This window comes from Streptomyces sp. NBC_01260 (genome assembly GCF_036226405.1).
GTDB classification, from domain to species: Bacteria; Actinomycetota; Actinomycetes; order Streptomycetales; family Streptomycetaceae; genus Streptomyces; species Streptomyces laculatispora.
In genome coordinates, this window is sequence record NZ_CP108464.1 from 6,899,780 (window position 1) to 6,919,383 (window position 19,604).

Genomic DNA, 19,604 nt, shown 5'->3' on the forward strand with positions numbered 1-19,604 from the left:
CCGTGCTGTCACAGCAGCGCGAACTGCCCGTCCGGCCCTCCTCCTGGTGGTCGAGTACGGATGCGGGCCGCCGTGCCGCGGCCGCCACCGGCAGCACCCCCGCCGCCCGCAGCTCCTCCGCGCCGATCTGCGGGCCGTGTGCCAGTTCGTCCTGCCGGGGCCGCAGTTCGGCGAGCAGAGCGAGCAGTGTGATCAGTTCCAGCAGCTCGGACGTCCACTCCTGCGGCCAGGCTCGGGGCCGTACGGCCTCCAGGCCGTCCGTCCCGGCCACCGCCGTGCGCCGCTCGAACCACAGTTCCAGCATCCGTACGCCGCCGACCCGGAACTCCCACGCCCCGGCAGGCACCGGCGAGACGCGGCCCGTGCCGAGGAGCAGCGCCTCTTCCTCGGAGTCGTACGACAGGTCCGACGGGGTCCCCGCCGCGGGCCCCGCGCAACTGGAGCCGCAGCAGCTCCCGCCCCAGCTCCACCCCCGCCGACCAGCGCGCCGTGTCTGCGGGCAGGGGCACCACGCAGCCGGCCGGGGAGTGCCGGGCCGCTGCGAGGATCCAGGCGAGCACGGACTCCGGGGAGACCGCGTCCCCGTGGCGGCCGTGCAGCAGTGCGAGCAGACCGGGGGCCAGATTGGGTTCGAGGCCGCCGGGGCGCCGGTAGAGCGGACGGATCCGGCCGGGGCGGCCCGCGGGGGAGTGCCCGTCGGGGAGCAGCGCCGTCACGGACAGGGCGGGGCCGGTGTCCTGGGGCACCCGGCCGTGCTCGACGGCGAAGAGCTGGTGCCCGTCGGCGACCCGCCACAGTTCGGGGCGGGCGGCGTCTATCAGCCGGTGGTCGGGGAGCAGCCACTGCTCGTCGAACGGGCCGTGCAGAATCCGTACCGGCTCCGGGCACGGGCCCGGCTCGCGGGCGAACCGGCCGGTCCCGGCGGTCTGTCCGGGCAGGGCGGCCACCGGTGTGTGCGGGGTACGGGAGCGGGTGGGCGCGAACAGCCGCTCGCGCTCGGCGTCCCCGGCTCGCACCAGCCGCTCCCAGCGGGCCCTGAGCGAGGCCGCGTCCGGGGCCGTCACCCAGGGGCGTCCGGTCCGCAGCGGCCGCACGGACCAGGGCATGAGGTCATCGAGGAGCGGGCCGCACGGGCCCTCGCCGGAGCCGGCCGCTGCCGGTGCTGCCACCGTGTCGTCCTCCCCGTCGCCACGTCCGCCGCCTTCCCCGGCATCGTAACGGCGCCGCCGGGGCCGGGGGCAGGGTGCCCGCGCGGTGGGCCGGGAGGGGGAAGAGGCTGTGGCGTCAGTGCGCCTCCACCGTGACCGAGAACGAGAACCGGTCGCCCCGGTAACGGATCTGCGCCACATCGACCACCCGGCCGCTCTCGTCGTACGTCACGCCCGTGTAGTACAGGATCGGGCTGAGCAGCGGGACCCGGAGCAGATCGGCGGTGACCGGGTCGGCGAGCCGGGCCTCGACCGTGTCGGTGATCCTCGCGATCCGGACACCGACGCGGTCGCGCAGCACCTTGGTCATCGGCCAGCGGGCGAGATCGGTGGGGTCGAGCCCGGCCGCGACGTCCGGATGGATCCAGTTCCGGGCCCAGTTGGTGGGCTCGCCGCTCTCCTCGTCGCACCGCAGCCGCCGGTAGCCGACGACCTCCGCGCAGCCGGGGAAGTACTCCGCGACATCGCCCGGCACGGCGAGCGGGCCGTGGTCGAGCACCGTGGTCAGTTCGCCCGACTGCTGGGCGACGATCGCGTCGATCGAGCCGAGCAGCCGGACCGGTGACACCCGGCGGGCGCGCGGTTCGATGAACGTGCCGCGCCGCCGGTGCCGGCTGATCAGCCCCTCCGTCTCCAGCTCCTTGAGCGCCTGGCGCATGGTGAGGACACTGACGCCGTAGTGCGCGGCGAGCTGTTCCTCGGTCGGCAGCCGCAGTGTCGCGTCCGGGGTGCGGCCCAGTATCGAGGCCCGCAACGACTGCGACACCTGGTACCACAGCGGCAGTTTGCGGTTCAGGACCAGCGAGTCGGGCGCGAAGGCGGCCCCCTGGGGTGCGGGGGGCTTCAGAGGGCTCTGCGGGACCTGAGTCACCTGAGTCACCTGCATTCTTCGTCGCTGGGGAGGGGTGGGGGGCGGAGCGGGGCCGTTACGGCCTGAAGTTGCGGCTCAGACCCTGCCACACGTCGTCGTAGCCGTGCTGGAGATGGCCGGCGGTCACGGCCTGCCCGGTCGCCGTGACGGGCCAGCGGGTCTCGAACATGAAGGCCAGGCCGTCGTCGATCTTCTGCGGCTTCAGCTCCGCCGAGCTCGCCCGCTCGAAGGTCTCCCGGTCCGGGCCGTGCGCCGACATCATGTTGTGCAGTGAGCCGCCGCCGGGCACGAAGCCCCCCTTGCCCGCCGTCTTCGCGTCGTACGCGCCCTCGATCAGGCCCATGTACTCGCTCATCACGTTGCGATGGAAGTACGGCGGCCGGAAGGTGTCCTCGCCGACCAGCCAGCGCGGGGCGAACACCACGAAGTCGACCCCGGCCAGACCGGGGGTGTCCGACGGCGAGGTCAGCACCGTGAAGATCGACGGGTCCGGGTGGTCGTAGCTGATCGAGCCGATGACATTGAACCGGTGCAGGTCATAGACGTACGGGGTGTGGTTGCCGTGCCAGGCGACCACATCGAGCGGCGAGTGGTCGTACGTCGCCGACCAGAGGTTGCCGCAGAACTTGTTGACCACCTCGACCGGCCGCTCCACGTCCTCGTACGCGGCGACCGGGGCGAGGAAGTCCCGTGCGTTGGCGAGCCCGTTGGCACCGATCGGGCCCAGTTCGGGCAGGACGAAGGGCTGGCCGTAGTTCTCGCAGACGTAGCCGCGCGCGGTGGTGTCGAGCAGCTCGACCCGGAAGCGGACGCCGCGCGGGATCAGCGCGACATGGCCCGGTTCGGCGCGCAGCAGGCCGAGTTCGGTGCGCAGCAGGAGGCCGCCGTGCTCGGGGACGATCAGCAGCTCGCCGTCGCTGTCGCTGAACACCCGGTCGGTCATCGCGGCGTTGGCGTGGTAGAGGTGCACGGCCATGCCGCTGCGCTGTGCCGCGTCTCCGTTGCCTCCCAGCGTCCACAGGCCGGACAGGAAGTCGGTACCGGGCGCGGGCTCCGGGAGCGGGTCCCAGCGCAGCCGGTTGGGATCGGGGACGGATTCGGTGAACGGTGCGGTGCGGACGGCCCCGTTGTCGATCCGGAGGAACGGCGGGTGGGCCGCGGAGGGGTGGATCCGGTAGAGCCACGAGCGGCGGTTGTGGGCGCGCGGCTCGGTGAAGGCCGAGCCGCTCAGCTGCTCCGCGTAGAGCCCCAGGGGTGCGCGCTGCGGCGAGTTGCGGCCGTGCGGCAGCGCCCCCGGCACCGCCTCCGAGCTGTGCTGATTGCCGAAACCGGCGGAATACTCCAGCCCTTGTGCCGTCTTCCTCGCCTGCTCGATGCCGCTCATGTGTGCTCCCGGTGCCGAAGGAATCCTATGGGTAACCGTAGGAATCAAAAGGAGGTGAGTCAACGGCATTCGTGGTGCACGGGGGGTTCCAAAAGCTGAACAATGCTCTACTCTCCGGCACATGTCGTGGACACGAAAACTTCTGGTGATCCTGGCGGCGCTCGCCGCCGCCCTCCTCGCGGCCCCGGCCGCCCAGGCACACGAGGAACGGCCGGTCACCCTGCCCGACGGAACCGGCAGCGTTCCCGTGCACCGCGCCGGCGAGCCGGATCTCCTGGTCTGCAAGAGCGACCGGGCCGACTTCGAGCACCGGATATCGGGCTTCCCCGACGCCCTGCGGTCCAGGAACCTGACGCTCTTCGACCGGTGCCAGAAGTCCGGCTACCGCCACCTCCAGCAGGCCGTCGACGCGGTCACCGCGCCCGGTAAGAACATCGCGATCCTGCCGGGCCTCTACGAGGAGGAGCCCTCGCTGCCGGCCCCGACCGGGGAGTGCACCAGGCTGAAGGCCCCCAACTCCCAGCTCGGATACCAGATCCTGAGCTACGCCCAGCAGGCGAAGTGCCCGCACAACCAGAACCTGGTGGCGATCCTCGGCAAGAAGGACCTCCAGATCGAGGGCACCGGCGCCGAGCGCACGGACGTCGTCATCGACGCCAAGTACCGCAAGCTCAACGCGATCCGGGCGGACGGCTCCGACGGCGTCTACTTCAAGAACTTCACCGCCCAGCGCACCACCTTCAACTCGCTGTACATCCTGGCCCAGGACGGCTTCGTCATCGACGACGTGCTGACCCGCTGGAACGACGAGTACGGCTTCCTGACCTTCGCCAGCGACCACGGCCTCTACAAGAACTGCGAGTCGTACGGGAACGGCGACTCCGGCATCTACCCCGGCAGCGCGTCGAACATCAACGACGCCTACGGCTACAAGGTCCCGCGCTACTCGATCGAGATCACCGGCTGCCACAGCCACCACAACATGGTCGGCTACTCCGGCACCGCGGGTGACTCCGTCTACGTCCACGACAACGAGTTCGACCACAACATGGGTGGCGCCTCGATGGACAGCGCCTTCCCCGGCCACCCCGGGCTGCCGCAGAACCACGCCCGCTTCGAGCGCAATCTGATCCACGACAACAACGCCGACTACTACCGGTACGTCGCCGACGGCACCTGCGCCAAGCCGCCGGTCGAGCGAGGGTACGAGAACGGGGTGGTCTGCCCGCAGATCTCCCTGCCGCCGGGCAGCGGCATCATCACCGCGGGCGGCAACTGGAACATCTACGAGAACAACTGGGTCTACGGGCAGCAGCGCGCCGCCTTCTTCCTGAGCGCCGTACCCGCCTTCATCCGCGGCGAGGACGCCCTCGGCAAGCAGACCGACACCTCGCACCACAACCGGTACGCCAACAACCACCTCGGCACCGACAAGGCCGGCAACTCGCGGCCCAACCGCACCGACGTCTGGTGGGACGGCCAGGGCGACGGCAACTGCTGGCAGTCGGACACCAAGGCCTCCACGCCCCGCTCGCTGCCCGCCTGCGGCGACGAACGCGGCGCGGTCACCGGCAGCACCGACCGGCTGGTGGGCGAACCCGTCAAGCTCGCCCAACTGCTGGTCTGCGCCGACTACAGCGTGCAGGCGCGCCGGCTGCCGGCCGGCTGCGACTGGTACGGCGCACGCGGGATCGAGCGCATCGAGTTGCAGGCGGCCCTGGGCATCGCGGTGGTGCTCGTGCTGGTCGGCGGCGTGCTGTGGTGGCGCAGGATGCGATCGAGCAGGCTTGCCACGGCGGCCTCGGTCCTCGGTCTCATCGGCCTCGGGCTGGACGTGGCCGGGTCGACCATGGGGCTCGCCTCCTCGTACCTGCCCGCCGTCGCGCTGCTGCTGACCGGGCTCTGGTGGACGGGCATCGGGCTGGTGCTGCGGCGGGAGCGGCCGGCGCTGGGCTGGACCACGGTGGTGCTGGGCGCGCTCACGCTGCTCGACGCGCTGGACAAGGGTGTGTTCATGATCCCCTGGATCCCGCTGAGCCCCGCCTGGGTACGGGGGCTGCTCGGCGTGATCTGGGTGGTGTGGGCCGTGGTGGCCGCCGCCCGGCACGGAGAGCGGGAGCCCGGGAAGCCGGATCCGGACGACATCGCGGCTGCGGACGCCGGTGCGGACCGAGCCTCGGAGCAGAACCCGGACCACGTCCCGGACCGGGTTCCGGCTGCCGGCGGCGCCCCCGCCCCGGACGGTACCTCCACGCCGCCGGCGCCCCCTGCCGCCGCACCCACCCAGGACGGAGACGCCTCGTGACACGCCTTCAGGACCGGGCACCGGCCGCCCCGCGGCCGCGGACCGGCCGCAGGACCGCCCTCTGCGTGCTCACCGCAGCCGCCCTCGTGCTCGGCGCGGGCGCCTGCGGCGGGCGGGCCACCACGCATCACAAGCCGGGCACCAGCCACGAGCAGGCCACCGGCAGCATCGGCCGGCTGCTGTCCTCGGGCGACGGCTCCGGTCACCGGCTGCGCCAGGTCGACGCCAAGGGCGCGCCGGCGGTGACCGTCGCCGTGCGGCCGGACTCGGAGGACGGCTGGAACGTCCACCTCTCGGTACGGAACTTCCGGTTCACCCCGGACAGCGTGGGCGGCGGCGCCCTCCTCGGCCGGGGCCACGCCCGCCTCTTCCTCGACGGCCACCCGCTCGCCCGGGTCTACGGAGCCTGGTTCCACCTGCCGGAGTCACTGCTCCGCAGCGCCGGGGGCGGCACCGAACTCACCGCCCGCCTCTACGCCGACGACCACACCGCCTGGGCCGTCGGCTCCACCCCGGTCCAGGCCACCGCCGCCCTCACCGCCACCGCGACGACCGCCCCCGCATCCACCCCCGCCGAGCCCGCCCCCGACACCACGCTGGAGATCTCCGTCCGCGACGGCAAGGTCAGCCCGGCGCCGGGCCGCGTCAAGATCAAGAAGGGCCGGACCGTGCGGCTCCGGGTCCGCAGTGACCACGACGACACCCTTCACGTGCACGGCTACGACAAGGAGGCGCGGCTGCCCGCGGGCCGAACCGTCACGCTCACCTTCACCGCCGACCGCACCGGGCTCTTCGAGGTCGAGACGCATGAGTCCGATCTGCTCCTGACCCAACTCGTCGTACGGTGACCGCTGCTCCGGGCGGCGATGCCGGTGCCGGTGCCGTGAGCGTCCTCGCCCATGGCATCGGCGCCCAGCACGACCTGCCGCTCTCGCCCTTCTACGCGTTCGCGGGGGCTTTCGCGGCGCTGTTCGTCTCCTTTCTCGCACTCGGTCTGCTCTGGTCCGCCTCGCGGTTCCGGGGCGACCTGGCGGGCCGCCCGCTGCCGGCCGCCGTCCAGCGCGCGGCCGACGCGGGCGCCACCCGCGTCGCGGCCCGCGCGCTCGGTCTGGCCGCCGCACTCCTCGTCGTGCTGTGCCTGCTCCTCGGCCCGGCCGACCCGGACCGCAACCCGGCTCCCGGCGCCGTCTACGTACTCCTCTGGGTCGGGCTCGTCCCGGCCTCACTGCTCCTCGGCCCCGTCTGGCGGCTGCTCAACCCCCTGCGCACCCTCCACCTCCTGGCCTGTCGCGCACTGGGGCGCGACCCCGGCGCGGGCCGCCCCCTCCCCGTACGCCTCGGGATGTGGCCCGCGGCGGCCGGGCTCCTCGCCTTCACCTGGCTCGAACTCGTCGCCCCCGACCCGGCGTCACCCACCGCGCTGCTGCTCTTCCTCGCCCTGTACTGCGCCGTCCATCTCGCGGGCGCCGCCCGCCATGGCGCCCACTGGTTCGACCACGGCGACGCCTTCGAGGTCTATTCGGGACTCCTCGCCAGGCTCTCCCCGCTCGGCCGCCGGCCCGCCGACCGCCGACTCGTCCTGCGCTCCCCGTTCAACGGACTCGACGCCACACCACAGCTCCCCGGACTCGTCGCCACCGTCTGCGTCATGCTCGGCTCCACCGCCTACGACGGCTTCTCCGACGCACCCTCCTGGATCAACACCGTCCAGACCTCACCACTGGGCCGTACCACCGCGGCCACTCTCGGACTTCTGGGCGCCGTCGCCCTCGTCGCCACCCTCTACGCGCTCTGCGCCGGTGCCACCCGGCTGCTCTCCGGCCAACTGCCGCACCCCCTCACCGCCTTCGCGCACTCCCTCGTCCCGATCGCCCTCGGCTATCTCGTGGCCCACTACTTCACACTCTTCGTCACCGAAGGTCCACGTACGGTCATGGTGGCGCTCGGCACTGACAATCCGGCCCCGCCCGAGCCGCTCCTGGGGCCGGGCGGTGTCGCCACCCTCCAGGTCCTCGCGATCGTCCTCGGCCACGTCCTCGGCGTCGCCGCCGCCCATGACCGTTCCGTACGGCTCTTCCCGCCCGGACGCGCGATAGCCGGCCAACTCCCGCTGCTGGTCCTGATGATCGCGTACACCATCGGCGGGCTGAGCCTGCTCATCGCCTGAGACCCCGGTGCCCCCCCTGGACCGACCGGCACAGGGGGGGAGGGGGCGGGGCCGGCGCGCGCCTCCCCGGGCTTACGGCCCGGCCCGGGGAGGGGGCCCGTTCGCCGGTCGGCCTTATGCCCGGTGAAGGAGGCCCACGGCATCATGGAGTCCGTGCCCCATGCGAACACGAACCTCCGCCGCGCCCCCGTGCAGCAGCGCAGCGCCGAGCGCCTCGCCCGGATACTCGACGCCTGCGCCGAACTCCTCGACGAGACCGGCTACGAACAGCTCTCGACCCGGGCCGTGGCCGCACGCGCCGAAGTGCCCATCGGCTCCGTCTACCGGTTCTTCTCCAACAAGCGCGCCCTCGCCGACGCCCTCGCCCTCCGGAACCTGGACAGCTACGCCGAGCGCATCACGGCCCGGCTCGATGTCATCGCGTCCGCCGACTGGCGCAGCGCCATCGACGCCGTGCTCGACGAGTACCTGGCGATGAAGCGCTCCGTACCCGGTTTCGCGCTCGTCGACTTCGGCGCACCGGCGCCCGGCGAGGACCCGGGCGACGACGCCAACCACCGGGTCGCGAGCCGGCTCGCCGACCTCCTCTGCGGGCATCTGGGCCGCACCTCCGACGAGGATCTGCTGCGTACCGTCCTGGTCTGCGTGGAGGCCACCGACGCCCTGCTCAAACTCGCCTTCCGCATCGATCCGTCCGGCGACCGGGCGATCGTCACCGAGACCCGGTTGCTCCTCCAGGCGTATCTGGCGCGCGTGCTGGACTGAGACCGCCCGGCGCGGAGGGGCCCGCCCGCCCGCAGGGGCGGGCAACCGGCTCGCCGCAACACCTCCCCACCATGCGTACCGGTCGGTATGCTCGGCCCTGCTCGACCGCGTACGCGCGTCAACGCTGCCGCCGCCCCGGGGAGGGCCCATGTCGCACGACTCCAGCAGCACCCGCACCGCCCTTCGTATCTGCCCCCTCTGCGAGGCCACCTGCGGACTCACCCTCACCATCGAGGGGGCCAGGGTCACCGGCGCCCGCGGCGACCGCGACGATGTGTTCAGCCAGGGCTTCATCTGCCCCAAGGGCGCCTCCATCGGCGGACTCGACGAGGATCCCGACCGGCTGCGCACCCCGCTCGTCCGCAAGGACGGTGTCCTGACGGAGGCGAGCTGGAGCGAGGCGTTCGACGTGATCGCCCGCGCCCTGCCGGCCGTCACCGAGGAGCACGGCCCGCAGGCCGTCGGCGTCGTCCTCGGCAATCCCAATGTGCACACCATGGCCGGGGCCCTCTACCCGTCCGCCCTGCTCGGCGCCCTGCGGACCCGGGCCCTGTTCACCGCGAGCACCCTGGACCAGATGCCCAAGCACGTCTCCAGCGGGCTGCTCTTCGGCGACCCGAACACCATCCCCGTGCCCGACCTCGACCGCACCGGCCATCTGCTGCTGCTCGGCGCCAACCCGCTCGAATCCAACGGCAGCCTCTGCACCGCTCCCGACTTCCCCGGCAGGCTCAAGGCGCTGCGCCGCCGCGGCGGCAGCCTCACCGTCGTCGACCCGCGCCGCACCCGTACCGCGCGTCTCGCCGACCGGCATGTCGCCATCCGTCCCGGAACCGACGCCCTCCTGCTCGCCGCCCTCACCCACGTACTGTTCGAGGAGAAGCTGACCGACCCCGGCGTGCTCGTGGACCACCTCCAGGGGATCGAGGAAGTCGCCGAAGCGGTGCGGGACTTCTCGCCGGAGGCGGTGTCCGCGGCCTGTGACGTGGACGCCGCGACCATCCGGGCGATCGCGCGGGAGCTCGCGGCCGCCCCCGCCGCCGCGGTCTACGGCCGTATCGGCAGCTGCACCGTCGAACACGGCACCCTCGCCAGCTGGCTCGTCGACGTCCTCAACATCCTCACCGGAAACCTCGACCGCCCCGGCGGCGCCCTCTTCCCGCTCTCCGCCACCGCCCGCGCCCCACGACCCGCCGCCCCGGGCAAGGGCTTCGCCCTCGGGCGCTGGGCGAGCCGGGTCTCCGGGCATCCCGAGGCCAAGGGCGAACTGCCCATCTCCGCACTGGCCGAGGAGATCGCCGTGCCGGGGGAGGGGCGGATCCGCGCACTGATCGTCCTGGCCGCCAACCCCGTGCTCTCGGCGCCCGACGGCGACCGGCTCGACCGGGCGCTGGCCGACGGGCTCGACTTCATGGTGAGCGTCGACCCGTACCTCAACGAGACCTCGCGCCACGCCGACGTGGTGCTCCCCCCGCCGCCGCCCTCGCAGAGCGCCCACTTCGACTTCGCGTTCAACACCCTGTCCGTGCGCAACCAGGTCCGCTACACCCGGCCCGCCGTTCGGCTGGACGCGGACCGGATGGACGAGAGCGAGATCCTCGCCCGGCTCGTCCTGGCCGTCTCGGGGATGCACGGCGCGGAGCCGGACGCCGTGGACGCCATGGTCATCGACCGGACCCTCGGCAAGACCGTCGCCGACCCCCGCTCGCCCGTGCACGGCCGGATCCCCGCCGAACTCGCCGCCGCGCTCACCGGCCGCACCGGACCGGAGCGCCGCCTCGACCTGATGCTGCGCCTGGGCCCGTACGGCGACGGCTTCGGCGCCGACCCCGACGGCCTCACCCTGGAACGGCTGCTCGCCCACCCGCACGGCATCGACCTCGGCCCCCTCACCTCCCGGGTCCCCCAGGTCCTTGCCACCCGCAGCGGGCGCATCGAACTGCTCCCCGCGCCCATCGCCGCCGATCTGCCCAGGCTGCGCGACGCCCTCGCGGGCCGTACCGACCCCGACGCACTCGTCCTCATCGGCCGCCGCCACCTGCGCTCCAACAACAGCTGGATGCACAACGTGGCCGCGCTCACCGGCGGTTCCAACGTCTGCACCCTCCAGATGCACCCCGAGGACGCGGCGCGTCTCGGGCTGGTGGACGGCGCCGTCGCCACCGTCACGGCGGACGGCGGTGAGCTGAGCGCCCCGGTCGAGATCACCGACGGCGTACGGACGGGCGTGGTGAGCCTCCCGCACGGCTGGGGGCACAGCCGCCCCGGCACCCGGATGTCCGTCGCCGCCGCGCGGCCCGGCGTCAACGTCAATCAGCTGCTCGACGGCACCCGGCTCGACCCGCTCTCCGGCACCGCCGTGCTCAACGGCATCCCCGTCACGGTGGCACCTACGCGTTGACCTGGGGTTTTGCTCGTATTGCTCGCATGTCAACGTCTTGTTAACGCCGTATGGCGCGCCCTAACGTCATCCGAACCGCCGGCTCCGGTGGGAGTTCAAGGGTGAACGATAGGTATCCATATGCTGACCATCCTCGGCTTTGCCATGATCACTACCTTTCTGGTTCTGATCATGATGAAGAAGATGTCGCCGATCGCGGCTCTCGTCCTGATCCCCGCGCTGTTCTGCGTGGCCGTCGGGCAGGGTGCGAAGCTCGGGGACTACGTCATCGACGGCGTCGGCAACCTGGCCCCGACCGCCGCCATGCTGATGTTCGCGATTCTCTACTTCGGCGTGATGATCGACGTCGGGCTCTTCGACCCGATCGTGCGGGGCATCCTGCGCTTCTGCAGGGCGGACCCGATGCGGATCGTCGTCGGTACCGCGGTGCTCGCCGCGATCGTCTCGCTGGACGGCGACGGCTCCACCACGTTCATGATCACCGTCTCGGCGATGTATCCGCTCTACAAGCGCCTGAAGATGAGCCTGGTGGTGATGACCGGCGTCGCCGCCACGGCGAACGGCGTCATGAACACCCTGCCCTGGGGCGGTCCGACGGCCCGTGCCGCCACCGCGCTCAAGCTGGACGCGAGCGCCATCTTCGTCCCGATGATCCCGGCCCTCGGCGTCGGGCTGCTCGCCGTTCTCCTGCTGGCCGTCGTCCTGGGCCGGCGCGAGCGCAGGCGGCTCGGCACGCTCACCCTCGACGAGGCCCTGGCGACCGGCACGGACACCGGAACGGAGGCCGTTCTCGTCGGCGCGACCGGTGGCGGCGACCGCCTGCGCAAGAACTCCGGCGGGGCCGGTGCCGGCGGCACGGCGCCCGCCGACATCTCAGGCGGAGTCGCTGCGGGCGGCACGGCGCCCGGCGACCGGGACGAAGCGGCCGACGACGGCGGTTTCAAGGGCCTCGACCCGCACCGCGCCACCCTGCGGCCGAAGCTCTACTGGTTCAACGCCGCCCTCACCATCGCCCTGCTCACCGCGATGATCATGGAACTGATGCCGATCCCGGTGCTCTTCCTCCTCGGCGCGGCCCTCGCCCTCACCGTCAACTTCCCCCACATGCCCGACCAGCGTGCCCGGATCGCCGCCCACGCCGACAACGTCCTCAACGTCTCCGGCATGGTCTTCGCCGCCGCCGTCTTCACCGGCGTCCTGTCCGGCACCGGCATGGTCGACCACATGGCCGACTGGCTGGTCGGCGCGATCCCGGACGGCATGGGACCGCACATGGCCCTCGTCACCGGCGTACTGAGCATCCCGCTCACGTACTTCATGTCCAACGACGGCTTCTACTTCGGTGTCGTGCCCGTGCTCGCCGAGGCCGGTGCCGCGCACGGCGTCTCCCCGCTGGAGATCGCCCGCGCCTCCCTGGTCGGCCAGCCCCTGCACATGTCGTCCCCGCTGGTGCCCGCCGTCTACGTCCTGGTCGGCATGGCCAAGGTCGAGTTCGGCGACCACACCCGGTTCACCGTCAAATGGGCCGCGATCACCTCGCTGGTGGTGCTCGGCGCCGGGCTGCTGTTCGGGATCATCTGACCCACGACCGGCACCACCGGGCCCGGCCGGATCCGTACCGGACGGCCCGGTGGCGCCCTGCCCGAACCGGAACCCCACCTGGCACTTCGGACCCGGCAACCTCAGTACCCGGCAACCTTTGCGCGAGTCATTCCCTCACCCCGCCCGGTGGGTTAATTTCAGGCCACTGCTGCCGCTCCCCACCGCTCCACCACCATCCTTCCGGGCGGAACCACATGACTCGCGCCATCACTCTGAACAATGTCAGCAAGGCGTACGGGCGGTCCTCGCGCGCCGTCGACCGTCTCTCGCTCTCCATCGACCCGGGCGAGTTCGTGGTCCTGCTGGGTCCCTCGGGCTGCGGCAAATCGACCGTGCTCCGCATGATCGCCGGTCTTGAGGACGTCTCCGAGGGCGAGGTACTGCTCGACGGTGAACCGGCCAACCACCTCACGCCCCGCGAACGCTCCATGGCCATGGTCTTCCAGAACTTCGCGCTGTACCCGACCATGACGAACCGGGCCAACATCGGCTTCCCGCTGAAGCTGGAGAACCCGCGCCAGGACCACAGCGAGCGGATCGAGAACACGGCCAGGATGCTCGGTATCGAGAGCGTCCTGGACCGGCTCCCCGGCCAGCTCTCCGGCGGGGAGCGCCAGCGGGTCGCCATGGGCCGGGCCATTTCGCGCCAGCCCTCCGCCTTCCTGATGGACGAGCCGCTCTCCAACCTCGACGCGAAGCTCCGCAACCATCTGCGCGCCGAGATATCCCAGCTCACCAAGGAACTCGGTGTCACCACGGTCTACGTGACCCACGACCAGGCCGAGGCGATGTCGCTCGGCCACCGGGTCGCCGTGATGCGCGGGGGAGTGCTCCAGCAGGTCAGCCCGCCGCGCGAGGTGTACGCCCTGCCGGAGAACGTGTTCGTCGCCGCGTTCATCGGCACCCCGCGGATCAACCTGCTCCAGGCCGTCGTCCACGCGCCCCTGGAGGGGCGGATGTCGATCGACCTCGGCCGCCAGCGCCTTCCGCTGCCCGAACCGCTCAGCCCCGACCACCAGTTGCTCCGCATCCAGCAGGGCCGCCGGATCATCGTCGGACTGCGCTCCGAAGCGGTCCGGATCGCCCCGCCCAGCCAGGCCCGCCCCGGCGAGGTCGCGCTCAGCGGCATCGTCGAACACGTCGAGTACCAGGGCCACGAGGCGCTGGTCCACCTCAACACCGGCTCACAGCCCGCCGTGGTGCCGGATCTGGAATCCGCCCGCCCGGAGCACGGCGCCCCGCGCAGGCGCCGCGGCGCCGCAGGCGGGGCCGGCGTGCTGGAGCGGCTCAAGGAACGCGCCACCGGGCACATCGGCGGTCCCGCCGTCGCCCTGGACGAGCGTGGCCCCGAGGTGCTGCCGCCGGGGGCGCGCAGCCCCGACCGCCCCGCGGTCACGGCCAGCGACCTGGTGGTGCGCACCGGCCCCGACATGCGGCTGCGCACCGGAGGGCAGGTCCCGCTCCTGGTGGACCTGGCGCACCTGTACGTCTTCGACCACCAGGGGCGCCGGATCTGCCCGCTGCCGAAGGACGTCCCGGGACTGGACATGTAAAGCGGCCGGACGTGCGGGGCGGCCGGAAGGCCGCCCCGCGCACCCGGGATGAAGGCGAACCGCCGGCCCACGCGTGAGCAGTGTCTCTGGCGCCTGAAAACTAACAGCGCTAGTTTGGGGCCCGGACGACCATGTCCGTCATCGTGCCCGGGAGGAACAGCCATGAAGGCCCACGACGGTATGTACATCGGCGGCGAATGGCGGCGGGCCGCCGGAGCGGACACGATCGCGGTCGTGAACCCGGCGGACGAGCAGGTCATCGCCCACGTCCCGGCCGGAACGGCGGCCGATGTCGATGACGCGGTACGGGCCGCGCGCGCCGCGTTCCCCGGCTGGGCCGCGACCCCGCCGGCCGAGCGCGCCGCCCGGATCGGCGCACTGCGTGACGTGCTGGCCGCCCGCAGGGACGAGATCGCCGGGACGGTCACCGCCGAACTGGGCTCACCGCTGCCGATGTCGCAGACGGTGCACGCGGGGGTGCCGGTGCTGGTGGCCGGCTCGTACGCCGAACTGGCCGCGACGTACGCCTTCGAGGAGCGGCACGGCAACTCCACCGTGCTGCTGGAGCCCGTCGGTGTGGTCGGCGCGATCACCCCGTGGAACTACCCGCTGCACCAGATCGTCGCCAAGGTCGCCCCCGCGCTCGCCGCGGGCTGCACCGTCGTCCTCAAGCCCGCCGAGGACACCCCGCTCACCGCGCAGCTCTTCGCCGAGGCCACCGCGGAGGCCGGTCTGCCCGCCGGTGTCTTCAACCTGGTCACCGGCCTCGGCCCGGTCGCCGGACAGGCCCTCGCCGCGCACGAGGACGTCGATCTGGTCTCCTTCACCGGCTCCACCGCCGTCGGGAAGCGGATCGGCGCCACCGCGGGCGGCGCGGTCAAGCGCGTCGCCCTGGAGCTCGGCGGGAAGTCCGCCAACGTGATCCTGCCCGGCGCCGATCTCGCCAGGGCGGTCAACGTCGGCGTCGCCAACGTGATGTCCAACTCCGGCCAGACGTGCAGCGCCTGGACCCGGATGCTGGTGGACGCCGAGCGGTACGAGGAGGCCGTCGCCCTGGCCGCGGCGGCCGTCGCCAAGTACGTACCCGGCGAACGGGTCGGCCCGCTCGTCAACGCCAAGCAGCGGGACCGGGTGCGCGGCTACATCGAGAAGGGCATCGAGGAGGGCGCCCGCGTCGTCGCGGGCGGCCCCGAGGCGCCGCTCGGTACGGGCTACTACGTCAGCCCCACGGTCTTCGCCGACGTCACCCCGGAGATGACCATTGCCCAGGAGGAGATCTTCGGTCCGGTCATCTCGATCCTGAAGTACGAGGACGAGGACGACGCGCTGCGGATCGCCAACGGCACCGTGTACGGCCTCGCCGGAGCCGTCTGGGCCGCCGACGACGCGCAGGCCGTCGCCTTCGCCCGCCGGATGGACACCGGACAGGTCGACATCAACGGCGGCCGGTTCAACCCGCTCGCCCCCTTCGGCGGCTACAAGCAGTCCGGCGTCGGCCGCGAACTGGGTCTCCACGGCCTCGCGGAGTACCTGCAGACCAAGTCCCTCCAGTTCTGAGCCGGTTCCCCGAGCCCGCTTGCCGCGCATTTCTCAACTCTCCCCCTCAGCAAGGAGCCAGTCCGTGGTCCGCGCCGCCGTACTGTCCGCCGTCGGAGCTCCGCTGGAGATCGCCGACATCGCCCTTCCGGAGCCCGGTCCCGGCCAGGTGCGCGTCCGTCTCGCCGCCGCCGGGGTCTGCCACTCCGACCTCTCGCTGTCCAACGGCACGATGCGGGTGCCGGTGCCCGCGGTCCTCGGCCATGAGGGAGCGGGCACCGTCGTCTCCGTGGGCGACGGCGTCACCCGGGTCGCACCCGGCGACGGAGTGGTGCTCAACTGGGCGCCGTCCTGCGGAAGCTGTCACCACTGCGGGATCGGCGAGGTCTGGCTCTGCGTCAACGCCCTGACCGGGGCGGCGAACATCCACGCCCACACCGCCGACGGCACCGAGCTGCACCCGGGGCTGAACGTCGCCGCCTTCGCACAGGAGACCGTCGTCGCCGCGAACTGCGTGCTGCCCGCCCCGGACGGCATCCCGCTCACCGACGCCGCCCTGCTCGGCTGCGCGGTGCTGACCGGGTACGGCGCGGTGCACCACAGCGCGCGGGTCCGCACGGGTGAGTCCGTCGTCGTGTTCGGCATCGGCGGCGTGGGCCTCGCGGTGCTCCAGTCCGCCCGGATCGCGGGCGCCTCGCGGATCATCGCGGTGGACGTCTCCCCGGAGAAGGAGGAGCTGGCCCGGCAGGCGGGCGCCACCGACTACGTCATCGCCTCCGCCACCACACCCCGCGAGATCCGCGGGCTCACCGGCGGCCAGGGCGCGGACGTCGCGATCGAGTGCGTCGGCCGGGCCGCCACCATCCGCGCCGCCTGGGAGTCCACCCGCAGGGGCGGCCGCACCACGGTCGTCGGCATCGGCGGCAAGGACCAGGAGGTGACCTTCAACGCCCTGGAGATCTTCCACTGGGGCCGGTCCCTGACGGGCTGCGTGTACGGAAACAGCGACCCGGCCCGCGATCTGCCGGTGCTGGCCGACCACATCAGGGCGGGCCGTTTCGACCTCTCCATGATGGTCACCGAACGGATCGCGCTGGACGGCATCCCGGCCGCCTTCGACCACATGATCGCCGGCAAGGGCGGCCGGGCCCTGGTGGTCTTCTAGGGACTGTCCGGCGACCGGCCCGTGGTCAGCAGCCGGGACGCCATCTCGCCCTTCTCGAACAACCGGGAGGCCGGGCCCACGATCAGCGGGTCCGGCTCCCGGGCCACCGACCTGTCCTTGTCCGGGTAGTCGAAGCGGTGCAGCACGTGCCGGATCGCCTCCAGGCGGGCCCGTTTCTTGTCGTTGCTCTTCACCACGGTCCAGGGCGCGTCCGCCGTGTCCGTGTGGAAGAGCATCAGCTCCTTCGCCTCGGTGTAAGCGTCCCACTTGTCGAGCGAGGCGAGGTCGACCGGGCTGAGCTTCCACTGCCGCACCGGATCGGTCTGCCGGTTCATGAACCGGTTGCGCTGCTCGTTGCGCGAGACGGAGAACCAGAACTTCACCAGATGGATGCCGTCCCGCGCGAGCATCCGCTCGAACCCCGGTGTCTGGTGCATGAATTCGAGGTACTCGCGGGGTGAGCAGTACCCCATCACCCACTCCACACCGGCCCGGTTGTACCAGGACCGGTCGAAAAGCACGATCTCCCCGGCGGCCGGGAGATGAGCCACGTACCGCTGGAAGTACCACTGGGTGCGTTCGCGTTCGGTGGGCTTGTCCAGCGCCACCACCCGCGCGCCACGCGGATTGAGGTTCTCGGTGAACCGCTTGATCGTGCCGCCCTTGCCCGCGGCGTCGCGGCCCTCGAAGAGGACGACGAGGCGCTCGTCGTGCTCCTTGACCCAGTGCTGGAGCTTGAGCAGTTCGATCTGGAGGGACCGCTTGGACTTGTCGTACGCCTTGCGGCCGAGCTTCTCGGCGTACGGGTAGTCCTCCCGCCAGGCGTCGCGGGCGGGGCCCTCGGGCGTCACCAGGGCCTGTTCGCCACCGACGGCCACCGCCGGTTTCCTCTGCTTCTTCGCCTTCTTCGCCTTCTTCGTCCCCTGGCTACGGCCGGTCCGCTGCTCGGCGCTCCGTGTCATGCCGGGGTCCCTCCATCGGCCGGGCCGGATTCCTCCGCGTCGCACCAGTCTGCGGACGCATCCGGGACACCGCCACCCCGGCGAGGCAGAGCAGCCCGCCGCCGATGGTGAGCAGTGCGGGCACCTCGTTCAGCAGCAGCCACGCCATCAGCACGACGAGCGCGGGCACCGCGTAGGTGGTGGCTCCCATCCGTCCCGCGGTGGTACGGGCCAGCGCGTAGGCCCAGGTGGTGAAGGCCAGCGCGGTCGGGAAGAGGCCGAGATAGACCATGTTCAGTGTCGCGGACAGCGGTGCGTCGGCGGCGTCCGAGAGCAGCGCCCCGGAGAACGGCAGGCACGCCACCGTGCCGACCAGACAGCCGAACGTGGTGATCTGGAGCGCCGATCCGTGCCCCAGCGCGGGCTTCTGGCCGACCACCCCGGCCGCGTACGCCACCGCGGCCAGCAGACAGAGCAGCACGCCCAGGACCGAGGAACTCCCCTTCCCCGACATGGAGAGCCCGACCACCACGGCGCCCGCGAAGGACACGGCCATGCCCAGCACCAGCCGGCGCGGCAGTCCCTCCCCGAGCAGCCGGGCGCCGAGCAGCGCGATCAGGAGGGGGCCGATGTTCACGACCATGGCGGCCGTCCCCGCGTCCACCTGCTGCTCACCCCAGTTGAGCACCACCATGTACAGGCCGAACCACAGCAGTCCGGAGGCGATGATCCCCGGCCAGGCCGCCCGTGACGGGAGGCCCTCGCGCCGTATGAGCAGGAGCGCGCCCAGCGCCAGGGAGCCGGTCAGTAGCCGGCCGAGGGCCAGCGCGCCGGGGGAGTAGGCCTCGCCCGCACTGCGGATGGAGACGAAGGCGGAGGCCCACAGCACCACGGTGGTGCAGGCGGCGGCGGGGGCCCGCCAGTCGGAGCGTGGAGCGGGGGCGGGGGTAGTCGTCATGGGCCTGACCGTAAGGCCGCGACCCTTCGGCGCCTACCGAATAGTCGCCGGCTCGATGCCGAGGCGCGCGGCCAGCGCCCGTTCCCCCTCCGGGGTCGCCCGCACCGCCCGCCCGGACCCGATCCGTACGCACCACCCGGCCTCCAGCGTGTGGCGGCACAGGACGGCGCCCGCGAGCCCCGCCAGATGCGGCCTGCGCTCGGTCCAGTCCAGACAGCTCCGTACGAGCGGACGCCGCGACCGGTTCTCCAGACCGATGCCCAGCGCGCCGAACCAGTCGAGCCCCGCGTCGGTGAGCGCGAAGCCTGCGTCCTGCCTCAGCAGCCCCCGTACGGTCATGGCATCGGTGATCGCGAGGCCGATGCGGCCGGCGAGATGGTCGTAGCAGGTGCGGCCGCGGGCCAACGCGCTGTCGGCGCCCGCCGCGCCCAGCGTGCGCGGCGGGGCGGCGGCGGGGGCGACCTGGCCCGCCAGCTCCTCGACGAGGTGCGCGACCTGTTCGCCGGCGAGCCGCAGATAGCGGTGCCGGCCCTGCCGCTCCTCGGCCAGCAGCCCGCCCGCGACGAGCTTGCCCAGATGCTCGCTGGCGGTCGACGGGGCCACCGAGGCGTGCCGGGCCAGCTCGCCCGCGGTCCAGGCCCGGCCGTCGAGCAGGGCCAGGCAGAAGACGGCGCGGGTCTCGTCGGCGAGGAGGGCGGCCAGGGCGGCGAGCCGGGGCGCGGCCGGGTCGGGGTATGCCATGTGTTCC

General features: G+C 72.3%; 14 protein-coding genes and 1 pseudogene. 9 read left to right on the top strand and 6 right to left on the bottom strand.

The annotated features are described in order from the left end of the window. Positions 1 to 8: 8 nt before the first annotated feature. The 3 genes and pseudogenes from OG322_RS30805 to hmgA form a co-directional block, all read right to left on the bottom strand. Positions 9 to 1,169 (bottom strand): annotated as a pseudogene (locus OG322_RS30805) (type ISP restriction/modification enzyme). Positions 1,170 to 1,284: 115 nt separating this feature from the next. Further along, positions 1,285 to 2,094, bottom strand: a complete 810-nt coding sequence (locus OG322_RS30810) for a GntR family transcriptional regulator (protein WP_123468853.1) — start codon at positions 2,092 to 2,094, stop codon at positions 1,285 to 1,287. A 40-nt stretch (positions 2,095 to 2,134) separates the two neighbouring features. Further along, on the bottom strand, positions 2,135 to 3,463 hold the full coding sequence (gene hmgA, locus OG322_RS30815) for a homogentisate 1,2-dioxygenase (RefSeq protein ID WP_329307269.1): 1,329 nt from the start codon (positions 3,461 to 3,463) through the stop codon (positions 2,135 to 2,137). A gap of 121 nt (positions 3,464 to 3,584) precedes the next feature. On the opposite strand from hmgA, the gene OG322_RS30820 reads away from it, so the two are divergent. From OG322_RS30820 to OG322_RS30860, 9 genes are all read left to right on the top strand, one after another. Then, positions 3,585 to 5,768, top strand: a complete 2,184-nt coding sequence (locus OG322_RS30820; RefSeq protein ID WP_329307270.1) for a right-handed parallel beta-helix repeat-containing protein — start codon at positions 3,585 to 3,587, stop codon at positions 5,766 to 5,768. After that, on the top strand, positions 5,765 to 6,616 hold the full coding sequence (locus OG322_RS30825) for a cupredoxin domain-containing protein (RefSeq protein WP_123468847.1): 852 nt from the start codon (positions 5,765 to 5,767) through the stop codon (positions 6,614 to 6,616). Before OG322_RS30820 ends, OG322_RS30825 begins: the two co-directional genes overlap by 4 nt. A gap of 35 nt (positions 6,617 to 6,651) precedes the next feature. Then, positions 6,652 to 7,935 (top strand): hypothetical protein, encoded by a 1,284-nt coding sequence (locus OG322_RS30830; RefSeq protein WP_123469777.1) that lies wholly within the window; start codon positions 6,652 to 6,654, stop codon positions 7,933 to 7,935. Positions 7,936 to 8,079: 144 nt separating this feature from the next. Further along, complete coding sequence (locus OG322_RS30835; RefSeq protein ID WP_329307271.1) at positions 8,080 to 8,700, top strand: TetR/AcrR family transcriptional regulator; 621 nt, start codon at positions 8,080 to 8,082, stop codon at positions 8,698 to 8,700. A gap of 148 nt (positions 8,701 to 8,848) precedes the next feature. Beyond that, complete coding sequence (locus OG322_RS30840) at positions 8,849 to 11,101, top strand: molybdopterin oxidoreductase family protein (protein WP_329307272.1); 2,253 nt, start codon at positions 8,849 to 8,851, stop codon at positions 11,099 to 11,101. A 120-nt stretch (positions 11,102 to 11,221) separates the two neighbouring features. Further along, a complete protein-coding gene (locus OG322_RS30845) occupies positions 11,222 to 12,682 on the top strand; it encodes a CitMHS family transporter (protein ID WP_123468843.1) in 1,461 nt (486 codons plus the stop codon). A 215-nt stretch (positions 12,683 to 12,897) separates the two neighbouring features. Continuing rightward, positions 12,898 to 14,256 (top strand): ABC transporter ATP-binding protein, encoded by a 1,359-nt coding sequence (locus OG322_RS30850; RefSeq protein WP_329307273.1) that lies wholly within the window; start codon positions 12,898 to 12,900, stop codon positions 14,254 to 14,256. A gap of 162 nt (positions 14,257 to 14,418) precedes the next feature. Next, complete coding sequence (locus tag OG322_RS30855; protein ID WP_123468839.1) at positions 14,419 to 15,813, top strand: aldehyde dehydrogenase family protein; 1,395 nt, start codon at positions 14,419 to 14,421, stop codon at positions 15,811 to 15,813. Between the two features lie 64 nt (positions 15,814 to 15,877). Then, a complete protein-coding gene (locus tag OG322_RS30860) occupies positions 15,878 to 16,957 on the top strand; it encodes a Zn-dependent alcohol dehydrogenase (RefSeq protein WP_124286482.1) in 1,080 nt (359 codons plus the stop codon). Here OG322_RS30860 and ppk2 read toward each other — a convergent pair. Genes ppk2 through OG322_RS30875 form a run of 3 tightly spaced genes read right to left on the bottom strand, consistent with a single transcriptional unit; the run spans position 16,954 to position 19,597 of the window. After that, the gene (ppk2, locus tag OG322_RS30865) at positions 16,954 to 17,919 is read right to left on the bottom strand and encodes a polyphosphate kinase 2 (protein WP_123468835.1); all 966 of its coding nucleotides are present in this window, start codon (positions 17,917 to 17,919) and stop codon (positions 16,954 to 16,956) included. The genes OG322_RS30860 and ppk2 overlap by 4 nt on opposite strands. Continuing rightward, positions 17,885 to 18,856, bottom strand: coding sequence for a DMT family transporter (locus OG322_RS30870; RefSeq protein WP_123468833.1), 972 nt, complete (start codon positions 18,854 to 18,856; stop codon positions 17,885 to 17,887). Before OG322_RS30870 ends, ppk2 begins: the two co-directional genes overlap by 35 nt. Positions 18,857 to 18,889: 33 nt before the next feature. Further along, positions 18,890 to 19,597 (bottom strand): ArsR/SmtB family transcription factor, encoded by a 708-nt coding sequence (locus OG322_RS30875; RefSeq protein WP_123468831.1) that lies wholly within the window; start codon positions 19,595 to 19,597, stop codon positions 18,890 to 18,892. Positions 19,598 to 19,604 lie beyond the last annotated feature (7 nt).